Genomic DNA, 11,911 nt, shown 5'->3' on the forward strand with positions numbered 1-11,911 from the left:
TGAAATGTGTCCAAGCCGGTCGCAACGTCAAGGTGACGTACGGACCTGCCAGCTGTCCGCCTGGATTTTCGATTTCTTCAATTGGCCCGGATAGAAGACGGCGCTGGGACGTTCGGCCTTGAAGACTTCGCCCTTGCTGTCGCCGTCGCGGCTCGTCATCAGCGCTCCGCTCGTTGCCGTGGGCTCGGTCTTGATGGTCGCCTCACCGGTGTTCATGTCGATCACCAGCCTCGTCCCGTTCACGATATTCTTGCCTTGGGTCAGCACAACGGCACCGCCGAGCGTCGTAATATTTTTCTTAACGTCGACTTCAGCCCAGTCGCCGGTCGCTGTCTGCCCATCCTTTGCGGTAACCACCACCTTCTTCTTGGCGGTCAGGTGCGTCAAAGAAGCGGCGGCACCGCCAGCGGCCTTGTCGCCGGTCGCACCGATCCCGGCGTTACCGGTGTAGAAAGCCGTCAGCTCCTGTGACCGCATCGATATGTTTCCCTGCACGGCGGAAACGTTGCCGGTGAACAATGCCGTCTTGGCGACGTCATCGACGTCGAGCTTGTCGGATACGACATCGTACGGCGAGTTTGAATCGGTCTTGAACGCGGCGCCGAATGAAATTCCGTCGCCGCTCTGGTCCTGATCGTCATCGGTCTGTTGTGGGGACCCCTTCGCCGATGCCCTCACGAAATGCGCGGTGATGCGCCCTGCGCTGATGCCGGACGAGACATCGGCCGGCGACGAGAGCTGCATCTTGCTCGTCGTGCGATGGTAGGTCAGCCGGCGGCCTCGCAACACGTTCGCTCCCTGCGTCACGACGACGGGGCCGGTGAGAACCATGGTCTGCGCCTTCTGATCGTAATCGACGCGATCACCGACGGCTTTCTTGTCGTCGCCCTGGGTCAGCACGACGTCGCCTTCGAGAACGGCGGTGTTTGAGATCGTATCGAAGAGCGCTGTATGACTGGTCGCCGTTTCACCGTTCGGCTGTTTGAGCACCACGGTATCCGTGGCGAGGATTTGCTTCACCTTCGTTCCGCGATCGGCGTCGCCATCCGGCGCGGGGGCTTGAGCCGCGTTGCCGCCTTCCGGCGCAACCGCACCTTCATACGTGACGGTCATTTCCGGCGCCGTCATCGTCGCTCCGGCTTGGGTTGCCACGACTTTGCCGGTGTAGAAAGCCGTTTTCTTGACGTCGTCGATGTCGAGCCGGTTCGACGTGACGTCGACGGGCTCGCCGGGTTTACCGAACGGAAGCGACTGCTGCGCGCTTTGATCGGCTGAGCCGGCAGGCGCTTCCTTCGGCTTCATGTGTGTGCGCACGTTGTCGACGAAGGTGTATTCTTTTGCCTTCTGGCGAATGGTCAGCTGATTGGATGTGATCGTGCCAGCGCCCATTATTATGGTCGACGGCTGATCGGAGGTGATGATGTTTTCTTTCGTCTTGACGGTCGCCCGCGTCAGCTTGGCGTTCAGGCCGCCATCGCCCTTCACGTCGATCGAGTCATAAAGCTCGAGCACGTTCGTGTTGTTGTCGAACAGTCCGCGGCTCGCGACGAGATAAGTCTTCTGCTTTTTGGCATCCAACAGTTCGCCGGTGATGCCTTGCAGATGAATGGCGGTCAGTGTCTTGAGATCTTGCTGCGCCGTCTCTGCTTTCACCCAGTATTTGCCACCATCGGCATTGAAGCCCTGGTAGTGCGGGTTGTGCATCTTGAGATTGTCGGCAACGATTTGTGGAATTTCGAGCGGAGGGATCGACGGACCTATTCCGGCGTTGCCCAGAATGTTCGCCGTCGCGATGATGGCCGTTACGACCGCCGCGGCCGGAAGTGCAATCTTCAGCACCCGCACGCGTCTTGAATGGCGATGAGCTGCCACTCTGCTGTGCGAGCGATCGCCGGCAATGACGATGCTGTGGCCTGACGCGCGGGTGCGCCCACCGGCTGAAGCAGAGTTATCCGTGGTGACAGCCGCGCTGGCCATGTAGTTCCCCCTAAGGCCCGCTAATCTCGCCGGTAATTGGGGAGACTTTGGGACCTTATGCTCCGAGCCCGGCCGAAGCTGGGTTCAGTGTGCGAAAATATCGTCGTCCTCGAACCCGGCGAGGTCGAGGCGGGCGCGGGCCGGAAGGAACTTGAAAGCTTCATTAGCGAAGCCTTCCCGCCCTTCTCTCGCGAGCATCATATCGAGCTTCGACTTGACCGCGTGAAGGTGCAGCACATCATTCGCCGCATATGATTTTTGGCTATCGGAGAGTTCGGACGCGCCCCAGTCGCTGCTTTGCTGCTGCTTCGACAGCTCTATTCCGAGAAGTTCGCCGACGAGATCCTTCAATCCGTGGCGGTCGGTGTAGGTGCGGGAAAGCTTCGAGGCGATCTTGGTGCAGTAGATGGGTGCTGTTGCAACACCGAGGTATTGCTCGAGCACGGCGATATCGAAGCGGGCGAAATGGAAAATCTTCAGAACTTTTGGATCGGTCAGAAGGGCTTTGAGGCGCGGGGCGCTATAGTCCTTGCCGTCGAATTTCACGAGATGAGCCGTGCCGTCACCGCTCGAAAGCTGCACGAGGCACAGGCGATCGCGATGGGGGTTCAGCCCGAGCGTCTCGGTGTCGATCGCGACGCCGTTCGGAAACGTCAGGCCGGCGGGCAAATCACCTTTGTGGAGCTTGGTCTTGGGCGCGGTCATTGTTTCATTCGTCCGTCGGTCGCCGCCGCAGCCGAGATAGCTCGTCGCGATGCCACGAGCCTCGCCTAAGTCATCTTGCCGGAGGCTAAATGATTGATGTTGTTACGCTCTAGGACTCAAAGCAAAATAGGTCTGTAGCATTCGGCCGCCGCCGATAGCAAGGAGGCGCGTTTTCCGGGCATGAAGCCCATCCACATCGCTCATCTGGTGGAGGTCGCTGGCGGGTCGAATGTTGCCGCCGACGACGTTGCCGACGTGGCGTTGGACGCGCCTTCCGTATCGATGGTGGCCTTGACCGACATGCCCGGCCGAACCAGTGCGCCGAAGGCCGGATTTTGATCGAGAGCGATCTTCACGGGCACGCGCTGGACAACCTTCGTGAGATTCCCCGTCGCAGCATCCGGAACTTGAGGCGCGAAGATCTTGCCGGTTCCCGGCGCCCAACTCTCGACGTGACCCGTCACTTTCAAATCGGGAAATGCGTCCACGGTGATGCGCGCGGGCTGGCCACTGCGGACGTTCGTCATTTGCGTTTCCTTGAGATTGGCAATGACCCAGATCTCCGGCAGGGAAACGACGGTGATCACAGGCGATCCGACACTCACGAATTGACCCGGCCGAATCTGGGGCTGGCCGACGATGCCGTTGGCCGGCGATAAGATGCGCGTGCTGTTCCGGTTGTTCTGTGCAACGGTCGCCACAGCCTCGGCGCCGCGTACCAGCGCTTCGAGCTGTCCCTGCACAGTGTCGAGGCTTACGAGGATTGTCTTTTGCTGATCGAGCTGGGCGCTGCTCAACACCATTTGAGCTGAGCTACGTTTCGCACTGTTCACCGCCTGCTCCACGCGCTGCGTCGTTCCGATGTCGCTGGATTTCAACAGCTCGCGCTGGCGATTCTCTTCGAGATTGAAACGCTCGACGTCTGCTTGCGCCGCGTCTATTCCCGCTTGCGCCTGACGTACGAGGCTGCGCTGGGCTGCCTTTTGATTTGCAAGATTGGCGAGGTTTGCCTTCGCCGAGTCGACGTTTGCCTGGGCTTGCGCGAGCGCCGCGTCATAGTCCGAAGGATCGATTTCAGCGATGAGGTCGCCCTTTTTCACCGGTTGGAAGTCCTTGACCGGCACCGCCTTGATGAGGCCTGAGACCTCGGCTGAGAGCGGCGTGACGTCACCTGCAATGAAGGCGTCGTCCGTCGTTTGGAGTGCGTCGTTCGTGGTTTCGCTATGGGCGGGGCGCGTCCAGCGACCGTCGCTTCCGATCAACTGCCACGTCAGAAATCCTGCGCATGCGACGGCGAGGACGCTCAGTATGGCGGCGGAGCCAGCGGGTCGTTGCTCTCCTCGCGGGCCATCGGTCATGACTTCCTCCTGGTCTTTGTCGAAGAAGCGCGACCGCGGGGCTGCGCAATCCGTTCGAGCCAACTCGCCGCAGGGGGGAGGCGATCTCAAAGCCGAACGGAAGTTTGTTACTTCCAGGTCGCGCCGAAGTTCCGTGTGCGTCTGATTTTGCCTATCGGGCGCGACCACTTAGGCGCGACAACCGTCGAGGAAGAGCTTGGCGCAGATGCGGGCTCGGTTCTTGATCTCTTCGGGCGAGGGGGGCGGGCTCAGACCGATCATGGCGGTGCGCTGCAAATCCATCACCATCATTCCGCGCAGTGCGCTGACCGTCGCGACGGGATCATCAAATTTTAGCAATCCGCGGTCGCGCTGGCGTTCGAGCCACTGCGTCATGGCTTTCGTGGTCTGCGCCACGGCGACGTCATTAAAGGTTGCGGCAAGCTCGGGGCAGCGATCTCTCTCGCTGATGACCAGCCGGAGCATTGCGATCGTTTCGCTGTCGAGCGCCAGGGTGCCAAAGGCGACGAGGAAATGCTCGACGGCATCGGTGAGCTTGTAGCGATCGAGTTCCGAGGGATCGACTTTGAGCATGAAGCGCCCGGTCCGGTCGGCAATGACCTTCTGGAAAAGATCCGCCTTTGCCGGGATGAGCCGGTACATGGTTTTGGTAGAAATTCCAGCACGTTGGGCCACGTTCCCCATCGTCGTCGCGGCATAGCCTTTGTCGTGAAACTCAGCAGCCGCGGCTTCGATTAGGAGGTGGAGCGTCTCCTCATCGGGCCGGATTTGAGGCCGGCCGCGGCAGCGTTTCGGGGCCACTGCATTTTGTCCCATGATTGTTTTCCAAATTCCTGTTGACAACCATTTTATAGTGCCTAATTTGGAAAACATCAAGTTTCCTAATGGTCGCGATGCCGGCCGAACTGAAGCGTGTCGAGGAGCAGCCCCAATGGGCCATCATTCCAATGCCATGATCGCGGACAGGCCGGTTACCGACGCCGAGGTCTCGTTTGTCCCGTCGTCCGGGCAGCGGCAGCCGGCAGAGCTGAAGGCACCGGCTCCCGGCGCCAAGGCTGTTGAGCCGCAGCAACCTGTCGCGTCTGCGCCTCCCAAAAGGTCCCGCTGGCCGCTTCTGGCCAGTGCGAGCCTCGTGGTCTTGGGAGCTGCCGCATACATCGGCTCGGAATACTGGTCGGTTTGGCGTTTCCAGGTATCGACGGATGACGCTTACGTTCAGGCCGACAACACGACCATTGCACCGAAGGTTTCCGGCTATCTGTCGGACGTCCTCGTTGGCGACAACCAGACCGTGAAGGCCGGTCAGGTGCTGGCGCGGATCGACGATCGCGACTTCAAGGTCGCTCTCGATCAGGCGAAGGCCGACGTTCTCGGCGCCAAGGCGGCCGTCGCGAACAAGCAGGCGTCGCTCGACGCCCAACAATCGATCATCGAAAGCGCGAAGGCGACGATCGACGTCGATCGCGCGAACGAAAAGTTCGCCGAGCAGGACAATGAGCGTTTCACGCACCTCGCCACCACTGGCTACGGCAGCGTCCAGAACGCGCAGCAGGCTACGTCACGCATTGCGGCAGCTCATGCATCGGTCGCGCGGGATAGCGCTTCGCTCGTGAATGCCATCAAGCAGACCGATATTCTGAAAGCAGAACTTGCGCAGGCGCAGGCAACGCAGGCGCGTGCTGAAGCCGTGCAGCGACAGGCCGAGTTGAACCTCTCCTACACGAACATTCTGTCGCCCGTGGACGGGGCGGTTGGAAACCGCACGTTGCGCGTCGGTCAGTACGTTCAGGCAGGAACGCAGTTGATGGCTGTCGTGCCGACGGCTTCCGCGTACATCGTCGCCAACTACAAAGAAACGCAGCTCGCGGATGTTCGTCCTGGCCAGGCAGTGAACGTCGAAGTCGACATGTTCCCAGGGGTGGAGATACCCGCGCACGTCGACAGCCTTGCACCTGCGAGCGGTCAGCAGTTTGCGCTTTTGCCGCCGGACAATGCGACGGGCAACTTCACGAAGATCGTCCAACGCATTCCGGTGAAGATCACGCTCGATTGCGGCAACCCGCTCGCCGGAGAACTTCGTCCGGGAATGTCGGTCTACCCGACGATCGAAACCAAGCAGCAGAGCAAATCCGGCACTTCTCTCGCAGCCAAGTGATGGCAAGGGCTTAGCGCCATTGAGTTGGAGTAAGCAGCGATGGCAAGCGCGGATCAGACGGCAATACCGGCCGCGGATTTTTCCAAGGCGGCCGGGACCGGCTCAGCCGATAAAGCAAGCTTGACGACTTGGATCGCCGTCGTTGCCGGCATGATCGGCGCCTTCATGTCGATCCTGAACATCCAGATCACCAACGCGTCTCTTCTCGATATCGAGGGCGGCATCGGAACGGGCGCCGACAACGGCGCGTGGATCTCGACGTCGTATCTGATCGGCGAAATCGTGGTCATCCCGCTGACGGGCTATTTCAGCCGCGTCTTCGGTTTTCGCCGCTACATGATCGTCAGCACGTTCTTTTTCGCCGTCTTCTCGATGGCGTGTGCGTTCGCGCATGACCTCGGCACGATGATCGCGATGCGCGGGCTTCAGGGCTTCGCCGGAGGTGTGCTGATACCGATGGCTTTCACGATGGTCGTGACGAGGCTGCCGAAGTCTCAGCAGCCAGTCGGGTTGGCGCTATTCGCGATTGCCGTCACGTTTGCTCCTGCCATCGGTCCGACGATTGGCGGGTATCTGACCGAGAACTACGGCTGGCAGAAAATCTTTTTCATCAACGCCGTTCCAAGTGCGATCATGATCGTGGCGCTGTGGTTCACGCTCGAAAAAGACAAGCTGCAGCTCGGTCTTCTCAAGGAAGGCGATTGGGCCGGCATCTTCACGATGGCGATCGGTCTTGCCGCCCTTCAGACGCTGCTCGAAGAGGGAAACAAGGATGACTGGTTCGGTTCGCCATTCATCGTGAAGCTTGCGGTCATCGCGGTGGTGTTTCTCGTTGCATTCGTGTGGATCGAGCTCACCGTCGAAAAGCCGCTCGTCGATCTCAGGCTGCTGAAAGACAGAAATTTCGGCATCGGCACCGTTGCAAACATGCTCGTCGGCTTCGCGCTGTTCGGCACGGTTTATGTTCTGCCGCAGTATTTGGGGCAGGTGCAGGGTTATAACGCTGAGCAGATCGGGAACGTACTCGCGTGGACCGGACTGCCGCAGCTTCTCATCATCCCCTTCGTGCCACGGCTGATGAAGATTTTCGACGTTCGCTACATCGGCGTCGCGGGCATCGCGCTTTTTGCGCTGAGCTGCTTCATGAACGTCAATATGTCGCTCGATTATTCCGGCGACCAGTTCTTCGTACCCAACATCGTGCGCGCGGTGGGTCAGGCTCTCATCCTGACGCCGCTAACCGCAATCGCGACCTCGGGCATTGCGCCAAAGGATGCAGCCAACGCTTCCGGTCTGTTCAATATGCTCCGGAATTTGGCCGGTGCCGTCGGTACCGCCGCGCTCGAAACCATCATCACGAAGCGCGAGCAGTTTCACTCGAACATCATAGGTCAATCCGTGAATGTCTATCGTGACGAGGTTCGTCAGCGGATCGACGAGATGACGAACTATTTCCTGGCGCACGGTGTTTCGGATGCCGCTGCAGCGCGCCACCAGGCGATTGTCGCGCTGGGCAAGACCGTCAAGCGCCAGGCGCTCGTCATGGGATTCAGCGATACCTTCGCGGTCATCGCCATCATGCTCGCGGTCGCTGCGGTGGCGCTCCTCTTTGCGCGAAAGGCGCCGCCCAGCGGTGGCGCCTCTGCGGCACATTGATTTGCTCCGAGCGAAGTCAGTCGGGCAGCGGCGAATTAATTCGCTGCCGCCTTTTTAGCCGGAGCCCAGATCTCGGCGTCGCTGGCTTTGATCTGTTTCGGAAGAATGCCCTCGGCAAAGAAGGCGTCGGCGATCTTCTGCTCGTCGGCCAAGTTCTCGGAGCCGACGGGCCGAACGTCATAGCTGCGTCGCGCATTCGCGATGCTGACGATTTCCGAGTCGAGACCCCAGACGGGGGCCAAAAGTTGAGCGGCCGCTTCCGGATTTTTCTTTACCCAATCGCCGCTCTCTTTCAGTTTCGCGAACACGAGATTGAGGACGTCGGGCCGCTGAGCAGCGAAAGCGGAAGACGCGAGGTAATAGCGCTGATAGTCAGCGATGCCCTTGCCATCAGCCAGTACACGAACGTCGGATTGCTTTTGGACGGCAGCCACGAACGGGTCCCATGTCGCCCACGCATCGACGGCGCCCTTCTCGAAGGCGGCGCGGCCATCGGCGGGTGTCAAGTAAGCAGGCTCGATGTCGTTGAATTTCAAGCCTGCGTGCGCGAGCGCAGCGATGAGCAGGTAATGGCTGCCCGATGCTTTGGCGACGGCGATTTTCTTACCCTTGAGTTCGGCGACGGATTTGATCGGGGACGTCGATTTGACGATCAATGCTTGCGCCGAGGGTGAAGGCGCTTCGCTGGCGAGGTAGGTCAGTTTAGCGCCTGCAGCCTGCGCGAAAATCGGAACGGTATCGGCGACGTCTCCCGAGACGTCGATGGCGCCGACGTTCAGCGCTTCAAGCAACGGCAGGCCGCTCGGAAATTCGGACCACGTCACGGAGACGCCAACTTCCGACAACGCCTTTTCCAGCTCGCCGTTCGCCTTCAGTACATTGATGAGCGTCGACGATTTTTGAAATCCGATGCGCACCGTTTTCGGCGCATCGGCGCTCGCAGTGCCGTTTATTGCGGCAGTGAGCGTGAGTGCAAGGACGGCAAGGCCGCTTGAGAAATGGCGTCGGTTCATAGGAATGTACCCCCGATTTTTCGTCGCCGCGATCTTGCTGCGGCCGCGATGTGGCTTCAGTCGAACTATCGCGACGCGCGCGCCGGGGACGCCAATATAAAAATCCGAAAAGCAAATCGGTTTTTGTTGTTTGTGATGCTGCTCACGCTCGTCCAATAAAACGGAACGTGTTGTCGCCCCGGCGGTGGCAGAGAAAATCTGCCATCGCGCGACGCTTCACATCCAACCCATAAGGCGGGGAAATTGACTGTGACGATTGAAGCCGCAGAACGAGCGAATGTCCTTTGGTTTCTGCCGACGCATGGCGATGGACATTATCTAGGGTCGTCTGTCGGCGGCCGTCGCGTGGATCTCAGTTATTTGAAGCAGATCGCGGAAGCTTCCGACCGGCTCGGCTATTTCGGGGTGCTTCTGCCTACTGGACGAAGCTGTGAAGACTCCTGGGTTATCGCATCGGCACTGTTGCCGCAGACGACGCGGCTTCGCTTTCTCGTCGCTGTAAGGCCCGGTCTTCTTTCGCCGGCGGTCGCAGCGCGAATGACAGCGACGCTCGATCGCATTTCAGATGGGCGGTTGCTCATCAACGTCGTGACCGGCGGTGATCCGGTCGAGAACAAAGGCGACGGCGTGTTTCTGTCGCACGATGAACGCTACGAAGTGACGAAGGAATTTCTCGACGTCTACAAGGGGCTTCTTGCGGGCGACCGGGTGGATTATCAGGGCCGGCATATCAAGATCGAAGATGGCCGTCTGCTCTTTCAACCTATTCAGGCTCCGCATCCGCCGCTCTATTTCGGCGGTTCGTCGGATGCGGGGATCGCGGTGGCGGCAGAGACGGTCGATAAGTATTTGACGTGGGGCGAGCCGCCCGCCGAGGTCGCCAAGAAAGTTCAGGTAGCGCAGGCGGCAGCAGCTGCGCGCGGGCGCAAACTTTCCTTCGGCATTCGTCTGCACGTCATCGTGCGAGAAACGAACGAGGAGGCGTGGCGCGCCGCAAGCGATCTCTTGAAACACCTCGACGAGAAGACGGTCGCGGCTGCGCAAAAGACATTCGAGAGAATGGATTCCGTCGGGCAGAAGCGCATGCTGGCGCTGCACAGCGGCGGCCGCGACAAGCTGGAGGTCAGTCCAAATCTTTGGGCAGGTGTTGGCCTCGTTCGAGGCGGCGCGGGAACTGCGCTCGTCGGCGATGCCGAGACCGTGGCGGAGCGCATCAAGGAATATATGCGGGTCGGGATCGATACCTTCATTTTCTCGGGCTATCCGCATCTTGAAGAGTCATATCGTTTCGCTGAACTCGTTTTCCCGCTTCTGCCATTAGCTGATGGCGCTCGCGGCCAGCGGCGGCGGGAAGACGCCTGTGGGCCAATCGGCGAGACGATTGCAAATTCGATTCTTCCCGAAGAACGGCAGCGAGGCCAGTCATGAGCCGTATTTCGCGGACTGAGAGCGTCATCGATCGTCTGACGCCGTGGCTGTTGCCGGTGTCGGTGCTCGTTTTATGGGAGGTCTTCACGCGAGCGGGCCTGATCGAGCAGCGCGTACTTCCTGCGCCGAGCCAAGTGGCAGTTGCGTTCTGGGAGAACGCGAAGAGCGGCGCGCTCGCGCATCACGTGATGGTCAGCTTCAATCGCGCGATCGTGGGGCTCGCGGTCGGCGGGAGCCTTGGATTTATTCTCGGGGTTCTCAACGGCGTATCGCGGCCTGCTGAAAAGCTGTTCGATTCCGGATTACAGATGCTGCGGAACGTGCCGCATCTCGCCATCATTCCGATGGTGATCCTATGGTTCGGCATCGATGAGACAGCGAAAATATTCCTGGTTGCTGTCGGCACCATGTTCCCGATCTACCTCAACACGTTTCATGGGATACGCACCGTCGATCGCGGGCTCGTCGAGATGGCGAAGGTCAACGGGCTCGGTCCTTTCGCGATTTTCTGGCGCGTGGTTTTGCCGGGCGCCATGCCTTCGGTCCTCGTCGGGTTGCGCTACGCGCTCGGCATCATGTGGCTGACGCTCATCGTCGCCGAAACCATCTCCGCATCCTCGGGTATCGGATACATGACGATGAACGCGCGGGAATTCCTGCAGACCGATGTGGTCGTGCTCGGCATCCTCGTCTACGCGCTTCTCGGCAAGGCCGCCGACTTCGCGACGAAGCTGATCGAGCACCGTGTTCTGGCGTGGCATCCCGCCTATCACGGGTCCGGCTCCGTCTCAGCTTAGAACCAAATCGCATCAGGTAATTGCAGCAATGTTGAAGAGAATTGACCCACGCCGCGATCTCGTCAGCGCTGACGACGCCGTGTCCGTCGCGCACGAAACGCAGCCGACGCCGCTCGGCAAGCCGCTGAAGCTCGAGGGGCTAAAGCGTTCGTTCGGGCCGCGCAAAGTTCTCGACGGGCTCAGTCTCGATGTTCCCGCCGGGCAGTTCGTCGCGATCGTCGGGCGTTCGGGCGTTGGCAAATCGACGCTCATGCGTCTGGTCGTTGGTCTCGATCAGCCGGAAGAGGGACGCGTCGTCATCGACGGCGAGGCGGTCAAAGGATTGCAGAGTTCGGTGCGGCTCTTGTTTCAAGACGCGCGCCTGCTGCCATGGCACAGCGTGCTGAGCAACGTCGGCATCGCGCGTGTGCCTGGCTGGCGGGAAGCGGCTATTGAGGCGCTTAGCGACGTCGGGCTTGCAGATCGCCTGAACGAATGGCCTGCGGTGCTCTCGGGAGGGCAGCGCCAGCGCGTTGCCTTGGCGCGTGTGCTTGTCGGCCGTCCGAGTGTGCTGCTTCTCGATGAACCCTTCGGAGCGCTCGATGCGATGACGCGGGTTGAAATGCACGGGCTCTTGGAGAGACTTTGGCTTCAGCGTAAATTTACGACTTTGCTGATTACGCACGACGTTGCCGAAGCCGTGGCGCTGGCGGATCGCGTCATCGTCATCAAGGATGGCCGTCTCACATTTGACGTCGACGTTGCTGCGGAGAGGCCGCGCCATCGCGCCGATCCGCATCTTGCCGCTTTGCAGGCCAAGATTCTCGCCGAGGTGTGATCGAC

The 11,911-nt window shown here is 60.1% G+C and carries 10 protein-coding genes; 5 read left to right on the forward strand and 5 right to left on the reverse strand.

From position 1 onward, the window contains the following. Nucleotides 1-27: 27 nt before the first annotated feature. The 4 genes from lptC to AC1DK3_RS10210 all read right to left on the reverse strand — a co-directional run bounded on the left by lptC (nucleotide 28) and on the right by AC1DK3_RS10210 (nucleotide 4,856). The gene (gene lptC, locus AC1DK3_RS10195; RefSeq protein ID WP_477192096.1) at nucleotides 28-1,977 is read right to left on the reverse strand and encodes an LPS export ABC transporter periplasmic protein LptC; all 1,950 of its coding nucleotides are present in this window, start codon (nucleotides 1,975-1,977) and stop codon (nucleotides 28-30) included. Nucleotides 1,978-2,061: 84 nt separating this feature from the next. Next, nucleotides 2,062-2,682 (reverse strand): ribonuclease D, encoded by a 621-nt coding sequence (locus tag AC1DK3_RS10200; protein WP_477192097.1) that lies wholly within the window; start codon nucleotides 2,680-2,682, stop codon nucleotides 2,062-2,064. Nucleotides 2,683-2,882: 200 nt separating this feature from the next. Beyond that, entirely contained in the window at nucleotides 2,883-4,040 is a 1,158-nt protein-coding gene (locus tag AC1DK3_RS10205) for an HlyD family secretion protein (protein ID WP_477192098.1), read from the reverse strand. A 168-nt stretch (nucleotides 4,041-4,208) separates the two neighbouring features. Continuing rightward, entirely contained in the window at nucleotides 4,209-4,856 is a 648-nt protein-coding gene (locus tag AC1DK3_RS10210) for a TetR/AcrR family transcriptional regulator (protein WP_477192099.1), read from the reverse strand. 136 nt (nucleotides 4,857-4,992) lie between these two features. Between AC1DK3_RS10210 and AC1DK3_RS10215 the strand changes: the two genes are divergently transcribed. Together AC1DK3_RS10215 and AC1DK3_RS10220 are read left to right on the forward strand one after the other, a co-directional pair. Further along, entirely contained in the window at nucleotides 4,993-6,195 is a 1,203-nt protein-coding gene (locus AC1DK3_RS10215) for an HlyD family secretion protein (RefSeq protein WP_477192904.1), read from the forward strand. Between the two features lie 39 nt (nucleotides 6,196-6,234). After that, a complete protein-coding gene (locus tag AC1DK3_RS10220) occupies nucleotides 6,235-7,851 on the forward strand; it encodes a DHA2 family efflux MFS transporter permease subunit (RefSeq protein ID WP_477192100.1) in 1,617 nt (538 codons plus the stop codon). Between the two features lie 35 nt (nucleotides 7,852-7,886). Here the strand turns inward: AC1DK3_RS10220 and AC1DK3_RS10225 are convergent, their stop codons facing one another. Further along, on the reverse strand, nucleotides 7,887-8,864 hold the full coding sequence (locus tag AC1DK3_RS10225) for an aliphatic sulfonate ABC transporter substrate-binding protein (RefSeq protein ID WP_477192101.1): 978 nt from the start codon (nucleotides 8,862-8,864) through the stop codon (nucleotides 7,887-7,889). 249 nt (nucleotides 8,865-9,113) lie between these two features. On the opposite strand from AC1DK3_RS10225, the gene ssuD reads away from it, so the two are divergent. Genes ssuD through AC1DK3_RS10240 form a run of 3 tightly spaced genes read left to right on the forward strand, consistent with a single transcriptional unit; the run spans nucleotide 9,114 to nucleotide 11,906 of the window. Next, entirely contained in the window at nucleotides 9,114-10,292 is a 1,179-nt protein-coding gene (gene ssuD / locus AC1DK3_RS10230; protein ID WP_477192905.1) for an FMNH2-dependent alkanesulfonate monooxygenase, read from the forward strand. After that, a complete protein-coding gene (ssuC, locus tag AC1DK3_RS10235) occupies nucleotides 10,289-11,089 on the forward strand; it encodes an aliphatic sulfonate ABC transporter permease SsuC (protein ID WP_477192102.1) in 801 nt (266 codons plus the stop codon). Before ssuD ends, ssuC begins: the two co-directional genes overlap by 4 nt. Nucleotides 11,090-11,117: 28 nt before the next feature. After that, nucleotides 11,118-11,906 (forward strand): ATP-binding cassette domain-containing protein, encoded by a 789-nt coding sequence (locus AC1DK3_RS10240; RefSeq protein WP_477192103.1) that lies wholly within the window; start codon nucleotides 11,118-11,120, stop codon nucleotides 11,904-11,906. Nucleotides 11,907-11,911: the final 5 nt, after the last annotated feature.

The sequence above is a fragment of the Hyphomicrobium sp. 01T421 genome, from assembly GCF_056398805.1.